Source organism: Methylobacterium sp. J-026 (assembly GCF_022829585.1).
GTDB lineage: Bacteria > Pseudomonadota > Alphaproteobacteria > Rhizobiales > Beijerinckiaceae > Methylobacterium.
In genome coordinates this window covers 50,518-72,829 of record NZ_JAKSYC010000280.1, presented here as the reverse complement: position 1 = coordinate 72,829, position 22,312 = coordinate 50,518, and the positions used below count along the sequence as shown (strand labels likewise).

Here is a 22,312-nt window from a genome sequence, read left to right as displayed (position 1 = left end):
GGAAGACTCCTTGCGCGAGCGTTCGTAGATGGGGTCGTGCATTCTTGCACCGAGAAAGGGATGCCGATCGCGGATCGGCTCAGGACGCTGCAGGCTGGCCAGCATTTGCTCCTTATTGCCCCTCAGATTTCCAGCAATCATCGCACAATATGCGAATCCATCCTATCCGAGATACAAATCCGCCTGACATTATTGTAATCGTTTTAATTACCCTAGAAAAATCCCGGAATTATAATATAGACCATAAATATATCATCGACTTACGCTGACCGTGAAGCGCTCCGGATATCGGGATGACTGGACTGATTCCGGAACCCCGCGCACCCTCGTGATACGAAGTCGCGGAGCCGGGTGACGACCATCCTGGGCGATGCACCCTGATCGACAGGCGATGGGACCAAACCGAGCGTGCCGCGTTATCGGTCGGATCATGCTTCACTGGTGTCCCGAAGCCGACAACTTGGCGGCCGGAGGCCGTTTTCCCATCGTGGTGCCTATGGCTACTGATCGACCGACGCCTGCCGCCCCGTTCGTTCGGACGATCCTGTCGACCGGCTTGGAAGGATTGGACGACGTCCTCTCCGGGGGGCTCACCCGCGGACGCCTCTACCTCCTCGAAGGCACCCCCGGCACCGGCAAGACGACGCTGGCGCTCCAGTTCTTGCGCGACGGCGTGCGGCGCGGGGAGAAGGGCCTTTACATCACGCTGTCCGAAAATGCCGACGAGCTCGATTCAGCGGCCGCTTCGCATGGTTGGTCCCTCGACGGCATCGAGGTCTACGAACTCGTCAACGAACTCGGCCTCGACCCGGACAGCGAACAATCGGTCCTGCACCCCTCCGAGGTCGAACTCGGCGAGACAGTGCGGGAAGTCATCGACCGGGTCGACGATCTCAAGCCCGATCGCGTCGTGTTCGACAGCCTGTCGGAGCTTCGTCTGCTCGCGCAGAACCCGCTGCGGTATCGCCGTCAGATTCTGGCCCTGAAACAGATGTTCGCCGCGCGCAACTGCACGGTCCTCCTGCTCGATGACGGGACCTCGGACGTGCAGCTGCACAGCATCGCCCACGGCGTGATCCTGCTGGAGCAGTCGCAGCGGGAATTCGGTGCCGAGCGTCGGCGCCTCAACATTTTGAAGATGCGCGGCGTGAAATTCCGCGGCGGTTATCACGACTTCGTCCTGGACACTGGGGGTATCAAAGTCTTCCCCAGCCTCGTGGCGGCCGAACACCATGCCGCCTTCGATACGCAGCCCGCCTCCACAGGGTCGCAGGAACTCGATCTTCTGATCGGCGGCGGATTGGTGCCCGGCACCAATACGCTGCTTCTCGGCCCCTCCGGCGTCGGCAAGACCACCACGGCCGTCCGGTGCATGCTGGCGGACCTGGAGCGCGGCGGCCGCGCGACGTACTTCCTGTTCGACGAGGGTCAGGCGACGATGCTGATCCGCGCATCCCGACTCGGCATGGACCTGCAGCCCCATCTGGACAGCGGACGCCTCACCATCGTCCAGATCGATCCGGCGGCCCTGTCGCCGGGGGAATTCGCCTGCCGGGTGCGCGAGGCGGTCGAGGGACGCGGCTCGGGCTTCGTCGTCCTCGACAGCCTGAACGCATACATCCATGCGATGCCGGGCGAGGAATACCTCGTGCTGCAGATGCACGAACTTCTGAACTACCTGAACCAGCGGGGTATCCTGACGCTCCTGATCCTGGGTCAGCACGGTGTCATCGGCGACGTGCGGTCCGATATCGACCTGAGTTACCTGAGCGATGCCATCCTCCTGTTCCGGTATTTCGAGGCGAAGGGCGAAGTCAGGACGGCCCTGTCCATGGTCAAGAGCCGGATCAACGCCCATGAGCGAACCATCCGGGAACTGAAGCTCTCGCCGATCGGGGTTCAGGTCGGCGAAGCTCTGACGGATTTTCAGGGCGTCCTGTCCGGCCTCCCGACTTACGGGGGCGCGGTGGCGATGCTCGAAAATGGCCCGGCCGGCGCGGGGACCGCGTGATGGCGAGGCCGCAAAATGACGAGGATCGCGTCCTGATCCTGGCCCCGCGCGGCCGCGACGCGTCCGTGATGGCCTCGCTGCTGGACAAGGCCGGCACCGCCTCCGCGATCTGCGCCGATGTCACGGCGTGGCTGGACGGCCTGAAGGTGGCCGCCGGCACGTCCATTGTCACCGAGGAAGCGCTCCTCGACGTCGGCGCCGCCGATCTCGCTGCCTGGGTCGATGCCCAGCCCCCCTGGTCGGATTTCCCCTTCATCGTGCTGGCCACCCGCCAGGCCGGACGGAGAACCGGCAGGGCCGCGGCCATGATCGAGCGGCTCGGCAACGTCGTTCTGCTGGAACGGCCGATCAACGCCGAGACCCTGGTCAGCGCGGTCGGATCGGCGCTCCGCGTCCGTCGGCGCCAGTACCAGGCCCGCGAGCACATCCTGGAACGCGAGGAAGCTCAGGAGCGGTTGCGGGTCGCCAACGAGACACTGGAGCGCCGCGTCGCGGAACGCACCCTTGAGGTCGAGGCCGCGCGCGAGACCCTGGCGTTCGCCCTCGACTCCGCCGGGATGGGATCCTGGGACCTCGACCTGGTCCAGGACACCGCACGGCGGTCCCGCCGTCACGACGCCATCTTCGGATACGACCGACCCCTTCCATCCTGGGGCCAGGCCGACTTCCTGTCCCGCGTGGTGCCCGAGGATCGGTCAGCGGTCGAGGCGACCTTCGCCGCGGCGATGGACATCGGCACCCTGGATCTCGAATGCCGGATCCTGCGTCCGGATGGCGCGGTCCGCTGGATCGCGGCCAAGGGCCGAGCCGAGTATCGCCCCGACGGCAAGCCCGTCCGCATGGCCGGCGTCGTCCTCGACACGACCGATCAGCGGAATACCGAAGAGGCGTTGCGCCAAGCCCAGAAAATGGAGGCCATCGGCCAGTTGACCGGCGGCGTCGCGCACGATTTCAACAACCTGCTGACGGTCATCGTCGGCGGTCTCGACATGGTCATCCGCAGGCCCGAGAACACCGAGCGCGTCCTGCGCCTGGCGGAGGCGGCGATGGGAGCGGCGCGCCGGGGCGAGCAGCTCACCCAGCAACTCCTGGCCTTCTCGCGGCGACAGATGCTGCGCCCGCAGACGCTCAATCCGAACCGCCTCCTCCTGGATTTCAGGTCTCTGGCTGAACGGGCCGCGGGCGGTGCCATCGAACTCGTTTTCGACCTCGATCCCGCGCTCGACCCCATCCGGATCGATCCGGCGCAGTTCGAGGCCGCCGTGCTGAACCTCGTGGTCAACGCCCGCGATGCGATGGACGGGGACGGCCATGGCAACCGCATCGTCATACGCAGCCGGAACGTTCATCTCGACACGGCCGCGGTGGCCGACCGCGGCATCTCACCGGGCGCGTTCGTCGAGGTGTCGATCACCGACCTCGGGAGCGGGATCGCGCCGGAGAACCTGGCGCGCGTGTTCGAGCCTTTCTTCACGACGAAGGAGGTCGGCAAGGGCACCGGCCTCGGCCTGTCCCAGGTCTACGGCTTCACCCGGAGCGCCGGCGGGTTTGTCGGCATCGACTCCAAGGTGGGGGAAGGCACGACGTTCCGCATCCTCGTCCCGCGTTCGGCCGACCCGGCGGGGGAAGAGACGGGCACGGGCCGGGAGGGATCGCTACCCCTGCGTCGCGCCGCCGAGGGCGACACTGTGCTCCTCGTCGAGGACGACGAGCAGGTGCTGAGCATGGCGGTGGAAAGCCTTGAGGAGCTTCACTACAGGGTCATCGTCGCCCGGAACGCCGCCGAAGCCCTCGCCCATCTGAAGGGCGTCGAACGCATCGACATCCTGTTCTCGGACGTGATGATGCCGGGCGGCATGAACGGCTCGCAACTCGCTGTCGAGGCGCAACAACTCCGCCCCGGCCTGAAAGTGCTCCTCACCTCCGGCTATGTCGCCGACCTCGACGAGGGCCAAGTCATCGGACGCGGAGAGCTTCCCGTCCTCAGCAAGCCCTATCGGCGCGACGAACTCGCCCGGTCGCTCCGTCTCGTGCTCGGGGGCAAAGCGGCCTGATTGCCTGCCCCACTGTCTTGCCGAAACTGAAACGGACAGTTCGAGGCGGTGGTGGCGAAGGTCGATGTTGGACCGGTGTCCGAGAGCCGCTTTGACCGCGCGCTCTCGTACGCGACGCACGTACCGCGGACGGACCAGCGGATACCGTGGATTATATCGGGCGGACGCGTGATCCAACCCGGTACGCTACTGGAAATGGTCACGGCGGGAGGGGCCGTCCTCGAAGGATGGGCCACTCCTGAGAACAGCTGCGCGAGCTTCACGGTGATGTCCGCCCCGAATGCGCAACGGGACCGCGCTGTCGAGGTGGGACGGCTGAAGCACGTCAGGTCTCGCGACGTGACGTCGGTGGACGAAATGAGCAAGCTTGAAGGAAGGGCGGCGATCGTCACCGGGGCGTCGAAGGGGCGTGGGGCCGGGATCGCGCGTCGCCGGGCGGCGGCCGGGGCGATTGCTAGGCCACGTTGACCAGGCGTGACGACGGCGTTGGGCTCGCCGGCGCGAGAACCGGACCGGCGGGTCTGGCGCGAACCGGACCCGGAACCTGCGCGGATCGGGCGTTCGCCTCCCGAATGTAGCCGGGTGCGGCGGCAATCGGCGCGAAGCCGCCGACCGAACCTGGCCGGAGACGGTCCATCCGCTTCGGCGACGGCCTGCCGACGGTGGCCGAGCCCCTTCCAACACAGCCCTTCACCGATCTGAGGCACCACTGTGCAAGGATAAACGGCTGCCTGGGCCCGGCATTTTTCCTAACCGGGGCTGAACGGCGCGGTTCAGGGCCGATTATCCGACGGGGCCTAGGGCTTCATCCCGAGAAGGGGCCTCCGGCTTTCCGAAAAGAACAATGCTGTGGGTCCGTGCGCTGCGCGCGCCCTTGGAAGGCCTGCGCTGACATCTGCCTGCAACGCCTCGACAAGCTGTCGATTCAGAAGCCGTTTGACGCCCGCCGATGCCGGATCGGCCGGGACCGCGCAGCAAATTGCGGCCCTGCTTCCTATTCCTGCGGAGAACCACCTGCCATGACGGACACGTCGGACCTCTCGGTCACCGTCTGCCTCCCCTTCGGCCATCGCCTCGTTGTCGAGGGGAGGGGGTACCCTTCCGCGAGGACTTCCGACGGAAGAGCGAGCGCAGGCGCTTAACGTGATGCCCCATCGTGGAGCTTCGGGCAGGCCACTTCGTTGAGGCGGCGGACGGAGACGGGCGGCCGACGGGTATGAGAGGTTTCTGGGAGACCATGCTTCGTTTCACCATCGTGCGGTCCAGGACCGTCACGTGGATGAGCGCCGGCTTCGCCGCTCTCATCGTGATGACCGCGCTCGCGATCGCCGGTTTCCTCTACCGTCAGCACGGCAGCGACGCGGTGCGCCACACGGTGGAGGTCGATGCCCGCCTCTCGCGGGTCCTGTCCGCACTGCAGGACGCCGAGACCGGCCAACGCGGCTTCGTCATCAGCGGCCAGGAAGCCTTCCTGGCGCCGTACCTCGCCAGCCGGGACGCCTTCGACCGCCACTTCGACCGGCTGCGTGAGCTGGTGGTCGACAACCCGGAGCAGCTCGCCCAGCTGTCGCGCCTGCGGGCGCTCGCGATGCGGTTCGACGACGAACTCGACAGGAGTATTGTCCTGCGCCGCGCAGGTGACGTGGCCGGCAGCGCACGGCTCATCACCGAGGGCCGGGGCAAGCCGACCATGGATGCCATCCGCGGCCTGATCCGCGAGATGGAGGAGCATGAGGCGACCCTGCTCGACGAGCGGCAGGCGGCGGTCTCGCGGATCGCCCTCGCCGTCTGGGCGGCGGTCGCCGGCGTCGTGACCCTCCTCGCCGTCCTCGCGACCACGGCCGTCCGGGAGGCCGGGCGGCGGGCCAGCCTCGCCCGCTTCCTGCCGGAGGAATTGTCCGACCGGCTCGCCAACGAGGACGACACCCTCCGGGCCGGCCGACGGCAGCACGCGGCCGTGGCGTTCGTCGACATGCGGGGCTCGACGACGCTGGCCGAGAACCTCGATCCGCACGACTTGTCGCTCTTCCTCACCGCGTTTCGGCGCCGGGTGATGCGCATCGCTCGCCTGAGGGGCGGCGTAGTCGACAAGTTCCTGGGCGACGGCGCCCTCGTCGTATTCGGCCTGCCCGAGCCGCGGCCGGACGATGCCGCCCGGGCGCTCGCCTTCGCCAAGGATCTCGTCGAGGTCATCGCCCGCTGGAACGTCAAGGAGGAAGGGCATCCCGCGATCCGCATCGGGGTCGGCATCCATTACGGCGACCTGTTCTGCGGCATCATCGGCGAGGACATGCGATTGGAGTTCACCGTGCTGGGCGACACGGTGAACGTCGCGGCCCGCCTGGAACAGGCAACGAAGGCGCATGGCGTGCCGATCCTGGTGTCGGAAGCCGCCCGCCATGCGGCCGGAAGCGATGCGGGTCACTGGCGCGAGGTCAGCCGCGCCCCCCTGCGCGGCCGGGCGGAAGCCATGGCGTATTATCACCCCGGCGGAACCGGACGCGGCACCCGACCTTGGCTTTCCGATGCCGCGCCTCGCCGGGGCCGGAGCTTGAGCGACGAGAAGGGAGCACCACCGCCTTGGACGTCATCCACGACGACCCGCCGATGCCGGAGGAGATCGCGAACGGGTTCTACCCGGTCTTCGAGGACCGATGGCGGAAGGCCGAGGTCGCGGGGCGTCTCGTCATGCTCGGCTTCGTGCTGGTCTGCGCCTGCGGTCTGCTCGGACATGGGCCGTTCAGCGAGCGCGGCCTGACCAACACCGACGGGTCGATCGGCATCCGCTACGAGCCGGTGGTGCGCTTCGGTGCCCCGACGATCATCCGCTTCGACACCAAGGTTCCGCCGGGCGGCGACAAGGTCGCGGTGACCATCGCCAAGGACCTCGTCGACCAGTTCGGCCTTGAGAGCATCACGCCGCGGCCGGCCACCTGGGAAATCGCCGGCGGCAACATCCGCCTCGTCTTCCCGGTCCAGGCCGGCGAGAGCCATGCCCTGATCCGCTTCACGGGGTCTCCGGCGTTCCGCGGCGGGGTGAACCTCACCGCCCGCCTCGACGCCGGCGAGACCCTGTCCTGGTCGCAATACGCGGTGCCTTGAGCATGAACACCGTCCTCAAGGCCGCGTCGGCCTATCTCGTCGTCCTGTTCGTCATCCGCCTGATCGGCCGGCGCACGGCCAGCCAGCAGGCGCCCATCGACATGGTGGTGCTCTTCCTGTTCGGCGGCCTGAGCGTCAGCGCGATCCTGGGCGACGACCACTCGTTCACCGGGGCGATGAGCGCCCTGTTCACCGTCGGGCTCATGCACGTCTCGGTGTCGTGGCTGAAGCTGCGCGTCGTCTGGTTCGAACGTATCGTTGATGGCACCCCCATCGTGGTCTACCGCGACGGCGACTGGGACGAGATCAACATGCGGCGCCTGCGCATGCAGCAGGCCGACGTACGCACGGCCGCGCGTCAGCAGGGCCTCGACGACCTCGACAAGGTCGCCGTCGCCATTGTCGAGCGGGACGGCAAGGTGTCCGTCATCGAGAAAGAGTGACACCCCGTCCACTGGATCGGCGTCGCGATCGGCCGATCCCGGGCTACGCGTGCGTGCGGGCGGTGTTCGACAGCCTCGCCGTGACGCCGGAAGTGGGGATCCGCCCGGATCCGTGCTTCGTTACCCCACGACAACCGACGGTGCGGGAAGCCGCATCAGCGGCTCGCCCATGCGCAGGCGGTCGCCCTCGCGCAGCGTCGGGCAGAGCGCGAAGCCCGGCGGCGCCAGGACCACGATGGTCGAGCCGTGCTCGAACCAGCCCATCTCGTCACCCTTGGCGAGCGTGGCGGAACACGGCAGCGTCCGCCCCCCCGTCCCGCGCAGGGCTGCGCCCTCCGGGAAAAAGCCGAGGCGCAGACCCGCCACCAGGATCGCCGCCACCGGCACCAGCGTGACCGCGTGACCACCCCCCGCCAGCCGCAGGCGCAGCACGGCGCGCTCGTTGCGGCAGAACAGGGCCTCGACGCGCTTCAGGGCGATCGGATTGACGTTCCAGGTATCGCCCCAGATGTGCCGCACCGACTCGACTTGCAGGTCGTGCGGCGCGTGGAAGCGGTGATACATCCCCGCCGTCAGCCGCAGGGTGGCGTAGGCGCCGCCCTCATGCGCGTGCGCGCGAGCCGCGTCGCCCCCCAACAGATCGGCGAGCCGGTAGGACAGGCCCTTGATCTGGAACAGACGCCCTGCCTCGATCCGGCCATGCGCCCCGAGGATCGCATCGCTCGGGCTCGTCAGGATCGCGGGATCGGCCTCGACCGGCCGGGCGCCGGGCTGGAGCGCCCGCACGAAGGCCGCATGGAGGCTCGAAAAGCGCGTCTCGCGCGCGTCGCTGAGGTCGACGTCGCAGAACAGGCGCCAGGTCGCGATCGACAGGTCGCGGATCTGCGGCTGCTCGATCCGGCTGAACCAGCCCATGAACCGGGTCGCGAGCCGGCGCGGCAGGCGGTTGGTCAGAAGGAAGTTGAGGTCTTCCTGAGCACCGACCCGCGCCAGGGCCCGTCGCAGGGACGTTCTGGGAATCGTCATCATGCCGTGAAGTGCCTCCGATAGGACGTGGGACGATGTCCGCACTCCTCGTCGCCCTGTCCGCCACCGCCGCCGCCGCGGTCTTCGCTCTGCCGCGCGCCGCGCAGCGCCTGGAACTGTCCCGGGCGAAGCACCGCTCGCTCACCGGCCACGCCCGGATGGCGCGGCGAGTCGCCGGGCTGATCCCGAGCTACGCCTATTCCGAGCGCGCCTTCTTCCGCTCCGACGATCCGGACGAGGCGGTGGCGCTGCGGCGCGAGGCGGCCTTCGCGCGGCTCTCCGCGCTGTTCCAGGCCCGGTACGCGCGCACCCGCGCCGAGACGGAGGCGATGCGCGACGGCCTGTCGGACCTGCAATTCACCGGCCTCTACCGGGTGCCGTTCCAGTACGCCCGGCACGTCCGCGCGCATCTCGGGACGGGCGCCCTGGCGGCCGCCGCGGAGGGCGTCACGGTCACGGACCTCGACGGCAACGTCGCCTACGATCTCGCCGGGTCCTACGGGGTGAACCTGTTCGGCGTGGATTTCTACCGGGCCTGCCTGGAGGAGGGGAGCGCGCGGGTCTCCGCCCTCGGCCCGGTGCTCGGCCCCCTGCACCCGGTGGTCGCCGGCAACGTGGCGCGGCTGAAGGCGCTCTCCGGCCTCGACGAGGTCTCGTTCCACATGTCCGGCACCGAGGCGGTGATGCAGGCGGTGCGCCTGGCCCGCTACCACACCGGACGCCGCCGGATCGTGCGCCTGTGCGGCGCCTATCACGGCTGGTGGGGCGAGGTGCAGCCCGGCATCGGCAACCCGGTCCCGACCCGCGACACGCTCACCCTGGCCGACATGTCCGAGCGGACGCTGCGAGTCCTGTCGCGGCGGAAGGACGTAGCCTGCGTCCTCGTCAACCCGCTCCAGGCCATGCACCCCAATGCCGGGGCGCCGGCCGATTCGGCCCTGGTCGATAGCGGCCGCAAGGCCGCCGTCGACCGCGCGGCCTACACGAGATGGCTGCACGCGCTGCGGGCGGTATGCAGCGCCCGGGGCATCGTGCTGATCCTCGACGAGGTCTTCCTCGGCTTCCGCCTCGCCCGCGGCGGCGCGCAAGAGTATTTTGGCTTGCGGGCCGACATGGTCACCTACGGCAAGACGCTGGGCGGCGGCCTGCCGGTGGGCGTCCTGTGCGGACGCGCCGACCTGATGCGACGCTATCGGGACGACCGGCCCGTCGATATCTGCTTCGCCCGGGGGACCTTCAACGCCCATCCCTACGTGATGGGCGCCATGAGCGCGTTCCTCGACCGGCTGGACACGCCGGAGGTCGCTGCCCTCTACGCGAGCCTGGACGCCACCTGGGACGGGCGCGCGGCGCGGCTCAACGCCTTGCTCGAGCGGGCCGGCCTGCCTGTCCGGGTGGCCAACATGTCCACCGTCTGGATGGTCCTGTACACCAAGCCGTCGCGCTACAATTGGATGCTGCAATTCTACCTGCGCGCTGAGGGGCTGGCCCTGTCCTGGGTCGGGACCGGCCGCCTGATCTTCAGCCTCGCCTACGACGACGTGGCCTTCGAGGCGGTGGCCACGCGGTTCGTCGCGGCGGCCGAGGCCATGCGGGCCGATGGCTGGTGGGATGCGGCGGCGCCGAGCAACAAGGCGATCCGCCGCGCGATCCTCCGGGAAGTGGCGGCGGTCCGCCTCGGCGCCTTCGGCGCCCGGCTCGGCCTGCGCGCGCCGGACCGGGCCTGATCCGGCGGCAGGCGCCGGCCACGTCGCGGCCCGGCGCCCGCGTCGATCTCAGGCGCCGTGCTCGTGCGGCTCATGCTCCTCGACCAACTCGCCGTGCAGCAGGGCGAGCGGGGCCTTGTGGTAGAGCTTGATGTCGTGGAACGGGTCCGTGAGGATCTTGGCGGCCCAGACGAAGCCGGTCTGGACGTCGCGCTGGACGAACAGCTGCACCATGCGGAACAGCAGGCCCGCCACCGCCAGCCACAGCCAGATCCAGCCGATGTTGCGGATCAGGTCGGCCGTCGTCTGGTGCGGTGAGATCAGCCCGAACAGGCTCGGATCGAAGTAGAGCGGCAGGGGCGACAGGGCCCAGATCGCCAGGAGCACGATCTTCCGCTGAAGGTTGTAGCCGACCTTGATCTCTTCCTTGTGCTCGTGGCTGGCGTCGTTGACGTGGTCATAGCCCTTCGGCTCGAAGAACAGGTGACCGGCCTGCCGCGAGGTCATGGCGATCAGCCAGCCGATGAGCGCCGCCGTCGCCGGGTCCTTGAAGGCCAGGGCGTAGGCCACCAGGAAGCTGATCGCACTGACGACGTGCAGGCTCTGATTGACGCGGTTGTGGTGGTAGTACCGGTGATCGTCCCAGCGCTGGACGCGCAGAGCTTCCAGAAAGCTCGCCATGATGTGCTTCCTCGTCGAGTTGCGGGTTTGAGAGAGACGGGGCGGGGGGTCAGGCGTCGTGCTTGCGCAGGCGGACGAGGGAGAAATGTCCGAGGGGCGGCAGCGCCCGGCGCTCGACGATCTCCACCGGGGCTCCGGCCGCCCAGGCGGTGTAGCGGTTCCAGGCGAACTCGGTCCGCCAGCCCAGCCGGCTCGTGATCGGCGCCAGGGCGTGCTCGACGGTGCGGCGCAGGCCGTCCTCGGCGCCGACCCGCGTGGTGATGACGATCTCGCCGCCGGGGCGAAGGACCCGGGCGAACTCGTCGAGCGCCGCCTCGGGATTCGGCACCGCGGTGACGACGTATTGCGCGACGATCACGTCGAAGGAGGCGTCCGGGAAGTCGAGATGTTCCGCGTCCATCACCGCGAGGCGCTCGACGTTGCGCAGGCCGAGCCGCGTCACGCGCTGACGCGCCTTCTCCAGCATCGGCGCCGAGATATCGATGCCCACGATGCTGCGGGCGCGGCGATAGGCCGGCAGGGACAAGCCGGTCCCGACGCCGACTTCGAGGATGCGGCCGCCGATCCGCTCCGCGGCCGCCGCCGCCAGGGTGCGTCCCTGGGCGAAGACCGGCCCGAACACCAGATCGTAGACCGGCGCCCAGCGCCCGTAGGCCTTGGCGACGCCGTCGCGGTCGAGGTCGGGGCCGAGCGCGCCTGCGCGCGATGAGCCGGTGCCGTGCATTCCAAGGGCCATGGGTGTTCGGTCTCGCTCTGTGTCAGGTCGAAGGTTGATGAGAGACAGCGTCTCCGCGCGGACTCCGGCGTCGGACGTTCGATCCGGTTCGGACCTACCGGCGTGTGTGTCGGGACCATCGGCCGGAGAGCCACGGGGACACTGCGTCTGCGTCGGACACGGAGCGATTCGACCGAATTGGCTGCGCGAGAACGGCGAAGGAGACCCGTTCATCACGCGCGCCAGCGGCCGAGGTGGGCCGGCCGGCTGCCAATGCAATCGCCGACATCACGGGACGCCAAACGTGATCAAGCGACGTGGAACAGCGGAGGACGTCGAACCGCCCTGTACGTCATGAGTCCCACACCGCTTCTCCGGAGATCTTTTTCCGCCGGCAAAGCTATGACCATCATTTGACAACGTTGTGACGGCAGGAAGAAGCGTTCCGAAGCGATAATTTCGTTGGCAAATCAATTCTCTCGCGTCCGTCTCGACACAGGGATACTGATTAGCCGACGCATCAAAGTCGCATTGATCTTCCCGTCGCGAGGGACCGGCCGCCGTCGAAATACTCCGGGTGTAGTGGGGCGTGCAAAGCCAGGCCGCTCTCCCAGCCCCGATCCCGGATGCTCCGGCGGTATCGACGGGGATCGGTTGCCCCGGTGGCGGGCGACCGGCCTGGGCCGGTCCGCGGCCGGTCGGCGAACGCGCGATGATGTGAAGACGCGAAACCCGGGTTCGCCTCTTCGACATCTTCTCGCCCTGATATCGACGAGATGTGGCGGGGTATCGCCAAGCGGATGAGGCGCGCGGACGCGCCGGAGGAGTGTTTCGCGTGATCGACATGATGCGGCCCCAGACCCTCGCGGTGGTGGCACTCGCCGGGCTTGCCTTGAGCGCCGGCCAGGCCGGAGCCGCGCAATGCGGGAACAATGCTGCCGGCTTCGAGACGTGGAAGCACCAATTCGCCGAGGAAGCGCGCGGCCGGGCCAGTGCGGCGAGCCTCGCGGCCCTGCAGGGCACCACCTACTCCACGGCCACGATCTCGGCCGACCGGGGTCAGCACAGCTTCAAGCTGTCGCTGGACCAGTTCCTGGCGAAGCGCGGCGGCCCGGCGATCGTCTCGCGGGGACGGGCGCTCAAGCGCACCAACGCCGCCCTGTTCGAATCCATCGAGCAGCGCTACGGGGTGCCGCCCGGCCCGCTCCTGGCGATCTGGGGCATGGAGACCGGATTCGGTGCCGTGCGCGGCAACGTCAACACCCTCTCGGCGGTGGCGACGCTCGCCTACGATTGCCGCCGGTCCGAATATTTCACGGACCAGCTCTACGCGGCACTGACCCTCGTCGATCGCGGCCTGCTCACCGCGAATACCCGCGGCGCCGCGCATGGCGAAGTCGGGCACACGCAGTTCCTGCCGAAGAACGTGCTGACCTACGGCACCGGCGATCTCAACAACGTCGGCGCCGCCCTGTCGTCCACCGCCAACTTCCTCAAGGCGCATGGATGGCGCGCCGGTGCGGGCTATCAGCCCGGCGAGCCGAACTTCGCCGCGATCCAGGGTTGGAACGCCGCGTCCGTCTACGAGCGGGCCATCGCTCAGCTCGGGCGTCAGATCGACAACGAGTAGGGCGCGCCCGGCCGCGGGCGACGCGTCCGAATCGGCGGCGGACGCGCAACACCATCGGTCCGGCATCGGCGGGCGCGGAGGCGTTGCGTGCCGGATCCACAGTCTTCGACAGACAGACGAATGCCGAAGACTTGAGGAATTGGCTTCCCCGCGCCCGAAAATGGTCCCGATCGATCCAAGATTGACCATGGAGCCGCCCCAGAAAAGCCCGCCGGGCCCCGCTGTCTCAGGATGAGCGGGGCAGATCGGTCCGTCGTGCGGTTTCCGGGTCACCGGAGGCTGACGTCGGACGAACGCCCGTTCCGCGACGAGGAGCATGGGCACCCGCATGGCGATCGATTCTACGCCGCTGGACCACATCGAGATCGGGCGGGCGCGGCGTTCCTGCCTGGCACCGCTCGCGGTGCTGACCGGGGCCGCGGCCATGACGCTCCTCGGCAGCGGTGTCCTGACCCGCGATCCGCAATTATCTGCTCCGACCGGATATTCCGCAGCGCGCAGCGCCGCGATGACGCCGACGATCGAGGGACGAACCGTCGGTCCGAACGCCGAGCCCTCGGGCGCGGAGCCTGCGCCCGCCGACGCGCTGGCGGGTGAGCCCGCACCGGGGGGATCCTGGGGCGACATCCCCGGTGGCGGGCCGTCGCGCTGGGCCTGGACCCGGATCGCGCCGCTCGACTCCGCACCGAACCCGGAGACGGCCCCCACGGTCGGAACCGGCGAGCCGCCGCGCGTAGCCGTCACGGTTCCGCTGCCGATCCCCCGCCCGCCGGAATTGCGGGGCCTCGGCGCCTCCGCGCTCACCCGCCGGGCCGAGCGACGCGTGGCGCGACGCGACCTCCCACCGGTCCAGTCGGCGGCACCGCCGGCGGATGACCGGTCGTTCCTCGAAAAGTTCTTCGGGATCGAGCGCGCGCCGGCCCTGGCCTACGCGGCCCTGGAGAGCAAGCCTGCCGACGTCGCACCGCAACGGCGGATCTCGCCGCCGCTGGCGATGACGCGCGAGCCGAGCGCGACGACGGGCGTCGCCGTCTACAACATCGCCACCCGGACCGTGACCCTGCCGAACGGCGAGCGCCTGGAGGCGCATTCCGGCCTCGGCGAGGGTCTGGACGACCCGCGGCTCGTCAACGTGCGGATGCGGGGGCCGACGCCGCCCGGGACCTACGAGCTGACCGAGCGCGAGCAACTGTTCCACGGCGTGCGCGCGATCCGGCTCACGCCGGTCGGGGGCAGCGATGCGGTCTACGGGCGAGTCGGGTTGCTGGCCCATACCTTCATGCTGGGACCGCGGGGCGATTCGAACGGCTGCGTGTCGTTCCGCGATTACGACCGGTTCCTCCAGGCCTTCCTCCGCGGCGAGGTCCAGCGCCTCGTCGTCGTCTCCGGCACGCAGGACTCGTTGCCGACGATGGCGGATGGCGGCCGCACCCGTCTGGCTCGCGCTGGCAACTGAGCCTGCGACGCGCGCGTCCGTTCGGATGGGCTTGCCACGCTGCCGGCAAGGTCGGACGTCGTCGCGCTTGTCTTTAAAAGCATTGCGGAACCAGCCCGCGTCCCGGCTTCGACGCGTCGGCCGGTCCTATGCGCCGGACAAATCATCCGGTCGCCGAGCGGGCCGCCTCGCCCGCCACAATTGCGGCTTTGCACAGGACCGGCCTCGGCTGCCCAATTCCCGGGCTTCCGGCGATTGTCCTGCGGCACATCATCCTCTATGAGATCGGCGTCGAGGAGCTGAGCCGTTCCGGCCAGCGCCCGCACTCTCGCAATGGTCGCCAGTTGTGGTGCGACCGTTCGGACCGGATCCGGCAGCCTCCACGGCGCCGGTACTTCGGTCTGCGACGGGCAATAACAAAGTTGTTCCATCCGACATGCGCCGACCGTCGTTCAATGCTTGCCCTGCTCTTGCAGGCACGGGAGCCTGAGCGCGTAACGTTGTGTGTCTCGCGTGCGATTCGGGCCCGGTCCCGCCGCCCCGCGAAGGTCCCGAGGAAACGATCCTGGAAGCCGGTGAGGGGGTAACCCCGCTCACCGCGAGGAAACGTCTCCTAGACCTCGGAGGTGCTCGCCGGGCACGTCCGTTTCGCACATACGGGATCCGACCATGCCTGCCGACGACGAGACCGCGCGCTTCCACCACCGGCACCCCCAGGCCGCGCTGCCGCTGAGCCGGAGGCAGATTCTCGGCACAGCCGCGGTCGGTCTCGCGGCGGCTGCGCTGCCGACCTCCCTGGCGATCGCCGATTCTGCGGACAGCAAGGTCGACGTGCTGCTGATCGGCGGCGGCATCATGAGCGCCACTTTGGGCGTCTGGCTGGACGCGCTCCAGCCCGACTGGTCGATCCAAATGATGGAGCGCCTGGATCAGGTCGCGATGGAGAGCTCGAACGGCTGGAACAATGCCGGCACGGGCCACTCGGCCCTCGCGGAGCTGAACTACACCCCGGAGAAGAACGGCAAGGTCGAGATCGCCAAGGCGGTGGAGATCAACGAGGCGTTCCAGGTCACCCGGCAGTTCCTGGCCCATCAGGTCAGGACCGGCGTGATGAAGGATCCGCAGACGTTCAGCAACTACACGCCGCACATGAGCTTCGTCTGGGGTGACGACAACATCGCCTATCCGAAGCGGCGCTGGGAGGCGCTGAAGGCCAGTCCCCTCTTCGCCGGCATGGAGTATTCGGAGGATCCGGAATAGCTGCGCAAATGGATGCCGCTGATGATGGACGGGCGCGATCCGAAGCAGAAGATCGCCGCCACGTGGTCGCCGCTCGGGACCGATTGCGAATGGGGCGAGGTCACCCGGCAATACGTCGCGTATCTGCAGAAGCAGCCGCACTTCAAGCTGCGACTCTCGACCGAGGTCGAGGGCATCGCGAAGAACCCGGACGGCTCCTGGCGGGTGACCTCCAAGAACCTCAAGGACGGATCCCGGCAGAGCGTCGACGCCAAGTTCGTCTTCATCGGGGCTGGCGGCGGCGCGCTGCACCTGCTGCAGAAGTCCGGCATCCCCGAGGGCGACGATTACGGCGGCTTCCCCGTGGGCGGCTCGTTCCTGATCAACGACAACCCGGACGTCGCCACGCTGCACCTCGCCAAGGCCTACGGCAAGGCATCGGTGGGGTCACCGCCGATGTCCGTACCGCACCTCGACACGCGGGTGATCGGCGGCAAGCGGGCGATCCTGTTCGGGCCGTTCGCGACCTTCTCGACCAAGTTCCTGAAGGAGGGATCGTATCTCGACCTTCTCAGCTCGACCACGAGCAGCAACGTCTGGCCGATGGTCCGCGTCGGCATCGACGAGTTCCCGCTGGTGGAATACCTCGCCGGGCAGCTGATGCTGTCGGACGACGACCGGATCGCCGCGCTGCGGGAATATTTCCCGAAGGCAAAGAAGGACGAGTGGCGCCTCTGGCAGGCCGGGCAGCGCGTGCAGATCATCAAGCGTGACGCCGACAAGGGCGGCGTGCTGAAGCTCGGCACGGAGATCGTCAATGCGCGGGACGGGAGCATCGCGGCGCTACTCGGCGCTTCGCCCGGCGCGTCCACCGCGGCGCCGATCATGCTGCAGGTGCTGGAGAAGGTGTTCCCCAAGAACGTCGCGACACCGGAATGGCAGGCCAAGATCCGCGAGATCGTCCCAAGCTACGGCACGAAGCTCAACGACGATCCCGAGCGCGTCGCGCAGGAATGGGCCGCCACCAGCACCGCGCTTCAGCTTCCGACGCCGCCCCGGATCGACCGCTCCGTGCTGAAGCCGGTCCCGGTCAGCGGCACCGTCCTGAACAGCAACGCCACGCCGGTGACGGAGCCCGTTCACGACCTCGCGCCCTGAGCGATCGGCGGCCGCGCCAGCGCATCGTCCGGGACTTCGGAACCGGCACGATGCGCTAGAAACCCACCCGTCCGAGAGCCGGCAGCTTGATTCCCGGGCGGCGCAGGTCGAGACCGGCGACGCCGCCGAGCAGGTTCAGTTCAAGGCCCTCGACCCAGCCAAGGGTCAGCCCCGCATAGCCGCCCAGGTTGATGCGGATGCCGGTGCCGGACGGCGTCCAGCCGATCCAGCGACCGTCATAGGGAAAATCCTTGCCGATCGCCGTGGTCGGCAGGCTGGCCCGGATCTCCGGGACCGCGGCCATGATCGCGGCCACGAAGGTGTTCGAGTTCGGCCCCGGCCAGACCACGTAGTCGCCGGGGCGGGCGTAGCGGTACTCGGCCACCGCCGTCCGGATCCGCGGCAGCATCGCTTCGGCCTCCGGACCATCCGCCGCGAAGACGATTTCGGGGGCGTTTCCGAACCAGCGCCCATCCGGCACGAAGCGGTCGACCCAGATCGGCTGCCCCCAGGCCGTGTAGTCGAAGCGGCGGTAGGCGCGCGCGCCGCGGTCCTTGATGACGATCCAGCTGTGTGTCGCGACAATGCCGCGCCAGCTCACCGTGCGGGCGGAGAAGATGCGCACGACCGCGCCCGGCTCGGCCTCGGCCGGCGGGAGCAGACCCGCGCTCGACCGGTCGGCGAGCCGCCAGTCACCGCCGGCCCGCAGCCAGTAGAGCGTGGCGGAGATCGCGACGGGCACGAGGAAGAGGGCAACGAGCGCGAGAAGCGCGAGCCTGATCAGGGTCACGATGAAACCGGGGCGGATGTAGAATTCAGCCGCATGTAGGGAGCGCTCGGCCGCGGGGGAATGCGACCGTATCGGCCGGCGGCCCAGGGGCCGCGAGGGCGTCGAGGAGGAGCGTTGCGGCCAGGAGATCGGCGCAGCCTCCGGGACTGAGCCGTGCCGCCACGAAATCGTGGTGGATCCGCGCCGCCCGGTCGCGCCAGCCCGGGGTCGCCACCCCGCCGGCCGCCCGGAAGGCCCCGGCGGACGCGCGCGCCACCGCCAGCCCGTCCGCGCCGCCGCGATGGAGCAGGTTCGTATCGTCGAGCACGGCGAGCAGGGCGAAGAAGCACTCCACGCGCGCAGCCTCCGGATCGTCCGGTGCCCGGGTCCGACCAAGGCGCAGCGCCGGTAACCCGATGTCACGGATCGTCGGGAAGCCGGCCGCCGCCTCGGCAGCGGCGCCCCCGACCCCGTAGCGCCGCGCGACGCGCCCCCCGTGGCTCATCGGCGAAGCGGGGGCCCCGGCGATCGCGGGACCCCAGAGTTCGCCCACCGCCACAGCGTGGGCCTCGGCCGAGGCCGGTGCCGCGCCGGACACGCCTGCCGCCGCGCAGATCAGGCCCAGGGAGAAGATGGCGCCGCGATGTGCGTTGACGCCGCCGGTGGCCCGCATCATCGCCGCCTCGGCCCGGATCCCGATCGCGCGCAACTCCGCCATGGCGGCGCCCCGGGCCCCGGCCGCGGCCAGATCGGCGAAAAACGGCCGGATCGCCGCCGCACTGCAGCGCAGGGTGCCGGCATCCATGTCGTCGTGGCTGCCGGAATCGACCAAGCTCACCAAGCCTGGCTTGGGCCAGGTCTCCAACTCGTCGATCAGCGCCGCGTGGGCGAGCGTCGCGACGCGCTCGGCCCAACCCTCTGAACCGGACGGCGACGGGACGCGGTGCAGATGCTGGCGCAGATCGAAGGCTCCCGGCAAAGCGCGTCGGCGCGGCCCGCGACCGGGCCGGTTTCGGGCGCTTATACCGAAGGATCGATCCGCCGCATCCCGGCGCGGCGCGCGACCCTCACGCCGCCGACGCCACCGCCGGTGAGATCCGCTTGCGCGCCTTCTTGTCCTCGGTGCTGCTGAGGAACGCCTGCGCTTCTTCCTTGCGCTCAAACACGTGGGGGGCGACGCCGCGCCGAGTCAGCGCCTCCTCCATCTTCAGGCGCAGGAAGGCACTCGTCGCGTAGCGGGTCGTGGTCGCGTAGTAATTCGCCTGGAGGTATTGCAGGACCCCGGCGTAATCATCGACCAGGTTCTCGTTGAGCCGGAAGCCGTCGTGGTTGATCACGGCGTTGACCCGCTGGCCGGCCTTGCGGCAGGCCTCGACGATGGTCATGCGCAGCTCGTCCATGTCGCCCATCACCCGGCAATACCAGCCTTCGAGGTTGATGAAGAGGATGTTGCGCTCGCCGTCGTAGCTGACACGCGATTTCAGATCGAGGTTGAGCAGGTCTGAGATCAGCTCCATCGGCTCGTCGCGGAAGATGCGCGGATCCATCGGCACCGGATTCCGCACCACGGGTGCGAAGTCCATATGGGCGAGAATGTCCCGCTCGATGTCGATCCCGGGCGCGACCTCGACCAGCTCCAGGCCGGCGGCGGTCAGTTGGAAGACGCAGCGTTCGGTCACGTAGAGGACCGGCTGGGCGCGCTCCACCGCGTAGGGCCCCGAGAAGGTGTTCTGCTGGACCTGGGTGACGAACTTGCGGGCCTTGCCCTCGCTCACGATCCGGACCTGGCCGTCCTGCACGGCGATCTCCAGCCCGCCGGCCGTGAAGGTTCCGGCGAACACCACCGTGCGGGCGTTCTGCGAGATGTTGATGAAGCCCCCGCAGCCGTTGAGCTTGCCGCCGAACTTCGAGGTGTTGACGTTGCCGGCGGCGTCGCACTCGGCCATGCCGAGGCAGGTCATGTCGAGGCCGCCGCCGTCGTAGAAGTCGAACATCTGGTTCTGGTCGATGATGCAGTCGGCGTTGGTGGCGGCGCCGAAGCTCGATCCGGAGGCGAGGACCCCGCCCACGGCTCCGGCCTCGGTGGTCAGGGTGATGTAGGGGGTGATCTTCTCCTCGTTGGCCACCGACGCGATCCCCTCCGGCGCGCCGACCCCGAGATTGACGACGCCGTTGGGCGGCAATTCGAAGGCGGCGCGGCGGGCGATGATCTTGCGCTCGTTGAGCGCCATCCGCTTGATGCCGGTGACGGGCACGCGGATCTCGCCGGCGAGCGCGGCGTCGTGCATGACGCCGTAGTTCATCCGGTGCATCTCGGGCTCGGCGACCACCACGCAGTCGACCAGGATGCCAGGCACGCGCACGTCCTTGGGCAGGAGGTAGCCGTCGTCGACGATGCGCTCGACCTGCGCGATGACGATGCCGCCGTTGTTGCGCGCCGCCATCGCCTGGGCGAGGCAGTCGAGGGTCAGGGCCTCCTTCTCGTAGGAGAGGTTGCCCGACGGATCGGCCGAGGTGGCGCGGATGAAGGCCACGTCGATCTTCGTGGCGGTGTAGAACAGCCACTCCTCGCCATCGACCTCGACCAGCTTGACGATGTCGTCCGTGGTCAATTCGTTGACCTTGGCGCCGCCATGGCGCGGGTCGACATAGGTCTTGAGCCCCACCTTCGAGAACAGGCCCGGCTGGCCCGCCGCGCAGGCCCGGTAGAGCTGCGAGATCACGCCCTGGGGCAGGTTGTAGCCGCGGATCAGGTTGTCCTGCGCCGCCTTGGCGACCTTCGGCATGCGGCCGAAATTGGCCGCGATCACACGCGCGAGCAGGCCCTGGTGATGCAGGCGCCCGGTGCCGAGCCCTTTGCTGTCGCCGGCGCCCGCCGTCATGATCAGGGTGAGCCCACGCGGCGAGCCGCTGTCGACGAACCGCCGTTCCAGGGCGGCGTGGAGCGCCTCCGGAATGCAGCTCTGAACGAACCCCGTGGTGGTGACCACGTCGTTCTCGCGGATCAGCGCGATCGCCTCATCCGCCGAGATGACCTTGTTCTTCCTCATGGAGTCCGTGAACCTCCCCGGATATCGGACGCGCGGCCGGCCGCGACGCGGGCCGACTCGAAGACTGGTCTGCACCAACCGCGTGCGGCCGGACTGGATCGGAGTTCAGGACCAGTCGAGTTCGGCATACGGCCCCTATTGCACCGCATCAATATTTGCGGCATCGCACGATGCGGCGAGCCTTTCCAAGCATAGTACTCCGGAAATGGCGTGGTGTGCCGCTAAAAACTCTTCGCTCTCCCATCAGAAAAATTGCGCGGCCGCCCTGCGCGCCCATCCGGATCCGGGGCTCGTTCTCATCGGGATACGAACTGCGCGATTGCAGTCGCGTGACGGTATCAACTTAGGTGTAACCCGAACGTCTCCTGACCTCGGCGTGTTGCGCAGCATCTTCGAAGGAGCCGTCCAGGGACTGAACGGCCGGCTGGAAGGCTGCTTCGAGGCACTACGCGACTTCAGGATGATGTCGAGACGGGGAGGGACCGGTCAAACAGGTTCGATGAGGGCAGAGACATCCGTCATCACGGCAAAACTGCCAAGCCCGTAAGCTCTTTCTTGCATAATGATTTAAATTACCGTGCCCGTTTTCCGTCTGAAGCTGACCATTCCTGGTCAAATATCTAGAATCGCTCTAATGCGATGCTCGGGCATGTCCGTGGCGAGCAAGTCTGCGATTTGGACGGGGCCACTCAACCGGGCTGCTTGTGGATCGGGTCGACCCAGTAAACGGTCTCCGGCGGTTCGACCGCTTCGACATCGGGCAAGTTCACCACCACCGCCTCGTTGTCGGAGCGGACCAGCACGCAATGCAGGGGTTCGTCCGTCGACGCGTTGATCTCCTGGTGGGGCACGAAGGGCGGGACGAAGATGAAGTCGCCCGGCCCGGCCTCGGCGACATATTCGAGCCGCTCGCCCCAGCGCATCCGGGCGCGGCCGGACACCACGTAGATGACGCTCTCGAGTTCGCCGTGGTGGTGGACGCCGGTCTCGGCATCGGGCTGAATCGCCACGGTACCGGCCCAGATCTTCTGGGCGCCGACCCGCGCGGCGCTGATCGCCGCCTGGCGAAACATGCCAGGGGTCTGTGCGGTGTTGGGGTCGAGGCGATCCCTTCGAATCACCCGCACCCCATCATGCTTCCAAGCGTCCACGGCCTGGCCGGGCTCGTGCGCGTGGGTGTGATCGTCGTCGCCGTCGTGCATGTCACATCCTCCGCCGCCATCATGGCACGACGCCACGCCCGCGGCACGCGGCCGGACGTCGTCCCGATTGAGGACTCGCCTGACACCAGAA

Annotated in this window: 15 protein-coding genes and 2 pseudogenes; 10 read left to right on the top strand and 7 right to left on the bottom strand. The window is 68.4% G+C overall.

Features of this window, described 5'->3' with window-relative positions:
• Positions 1-496 precede the first annotated feature (496 nt).
• From MKK69_RS23960 to MKK69_RS23935, 6 genes and pseudogenes are all read left to right on the top strand, one after another.
• Positions 497-2,011: an ATPase domain-containing protein gene (locus tag MKK69_RS23960; protein ID WP_243972023.1), complete on the top strand. Its 1,515-nt coding sequence runs from the start codon at positions 497-499 to the stop codon at positions 2,009-2,011.
• Positions 2,011-4,065 carry a PAS domain-containing sensor histidine kinase gene (locus MKK69_RS23955; RefSeq protein WP_243972021.1) on the top strand — a complete coding sequence of 685 codons (2,055 nt, stop codon included), beginning with the start codon at positions 2,011-2,013 and terminating at the stop codon, positions 4,063-4,065. The genes MKK69_RS23960 and MKK69_RS23955 overlap by 1 nt, the downstream gene beginning before the upstream one ends.
• Before the next feature lie 357 nt (positions 4,066-4,422).
• Positions 4,423-4,515, top strand: a pseudogene (locus tag MKK69_RS31405) (oxidoreductase); the annotation flags it as partial.
• Positions 4,516-5,302: 787 nt separating this feature from the next.
• A complete protein-coding gene (locus MKK69_RS23945; protein WP_243972018.1) occupies positions 5,303-6,823 on the top strand; it encodes a CHASE3 domain-containing protein in 1,521 nt (506 codons plus the stop codon).
• Positions 6,754-7,167 (top strand): hypothetical protein, encoded by a 414-nt coding sequence (locus MKK69_RS23940; protein WP_243972016.1) that lies wholly within the window; start codon positions 6,754-6,756, stop codon positions 7,165-7,167. Before MKK69_RS23945 ends, MKK69_RS23940 begins: the two co-directional genes overlap by 70 nt.
• Before the next feature lie 2 nt (positions 7,168-7,169).
• Positions 7,170-7,610: a DUF421 domain-containing protein gene (locus MKK69_RS23935; protein ID WP_243972014.1), complete on the top strand. Its 441-nt coding sequence runs from the start codon at positions 7,170-7,172 to the stop codon at positions 7,608-7,610.
• Positions 7,611-7,730: 120 nt separating this feature from the next.
• Here MKK69_RS23935 and asd read toward each other — a convergent pair whose 3' ends face one another.
• Complete coding sequence (gene asd, locus MKK69_RS23930; RefSeq protein WP_243972012.1) at positions 7,731-8,639, bottom strand: archaetidylserine decarboxylase; 909 nt, start codon at positions 8,637-8,639, stop codon at positions 7,731-7,733.
• A 32-nt stretch (positions 8,640-8,671) separates the two neighbouring features.
• On the opposite strand from asd, the gene MKK69_RS23925 reads away from it, so the two are divergent.
• Entirely contained in the window at positions 8,672-10,363 is a 1,692-nt protein-coding gene (locus MKK69_RS23925; RefSeq protein WP_243972010.1) for an aminotransferase class III-fold pyridoxal phosphate-dependent enzyme, read from the top strand.
• 48 nt (positions 10,364-10,411) lie between these two features.
• Here the strand turns inward: MKK69_RS23925 and MKK69_RS23920 are convergent, their stop codons facing one another.
• Entirely contained in the window at positions 10,412-11,023 is a 612-nt protein-coding gene (locus tag MKK69_RS23920; RefSeq protein ID WP_243972008.1) for a hypothetical protein, read from the bottom strand.
• A gap of 49 nt (positions 11,024-11,072) precedes the next feature.
• Positions 11,073-11,759, bottom strand: coding sequence for a class I SAM-dependent methyltransferase (locus MKK69_RS23915; RefSeq protein WP_243972006.1), 687 nt, complete (start codon positions 11,757-11,759; stop codon positions 11,073-11,075).
• Between the two features lie 823 nt (positions 11,760-12,582).
• Here MKK69_RS23915 and MKK69_RS23910 point away from each other — a divergent pair.
• The 3 genes and pseudogenes from MKK69_RS23910 to mqo all read left to right on the top strand — a co-directional run bounded on the left by MKK69_RS23910 (position 12,583) and on the right by mqo (position 17,200).
• Positions 12,583-13,368, top strand: coding sequence for a lytic transglycosylase domain-containing protein (locus MKK69_RS23910; protein ID WP_243972030.1), 786 nt, complete (start codon positions 12,583-12,585; stop codon positions 13,366-13,368).
• A 328-nt stretch (positions 13,369-13,696) separates the two neighbouring features.
• Complete coding sequence (locus MKK69_RS23905; protein ID WP_243972004.1) at positions 13,697-14,824, top strand: tlde1 domain-containing protein; 1,128 nt, start codon at positions 13,697-13,699, stop codon at positions 14,822-14,824.
• A gap of 648 nt (positions 14,825-15,472) precedes the next feature.
• Positions 15,473-17,200 (top strand): annotated as a pseudogene (gene mqo / locus MKK69_RS23900) (malate dehydrogenase (quinone)).
• Between the two features lie 55 nt (positions 17,201-17,255).
• Here mqo and MKK69_RS23895 read toward each other — a convergent pair.
• From MKK69_RS23895 to MKK69_RS23880, 4 genes are all read right to left on the bottom strand, one after another.
• Entirely contained in the window at positions 17,256-17,990 is a 735-nt protein-coding gene (locus MKK69_RS23895) for a DUF3750 domain-containing protein (protein WP_243972002.1), read from the bottom strand.
• Between the two features lie 25 nt (positions 17,991-18,015).
• Complete coding sequence (gene mdcB, locus MKK69_RS23890) at positions 18,016-18,918, bottom strand: triphosphoribosyl-dephospho-CoA synthase MdcB (protein ID WP_409564867.1); 903 nt, start codon at positions 18,916-18,918, stop codon at positions 18,016-18,018.
• A 118-nt stretch (positions 18,919-19,036) separates the two neighbouring features.
• On the bottom strand, positions 19,037-21,019 hold the full coding sequence (locus MKK69_RS23885; RefSeq protein WP_243972001.1) for an acyl CoA:acetate/3-ketoacid CoA transferase: 1,983 nt from the start codon (positions 21,017-21,019) through the stop codon (positions 19,037-19,039).
• A 689-nt stretch (positions 21,020-21,708) separates the two neighbouring features.
• Complete coding sequence (locus MKK69_RS23880; RefSeq protein ID WP_243971999.1) at positions 21,709-22,221, bottom strand: cupin domain-containing protein; 513 nt, start codon at positions 22,219-22,221, stop codon at positions 21,709-21,711.
• Positions 22,222-22,312 lie beyond the last annotated feature (91 nt).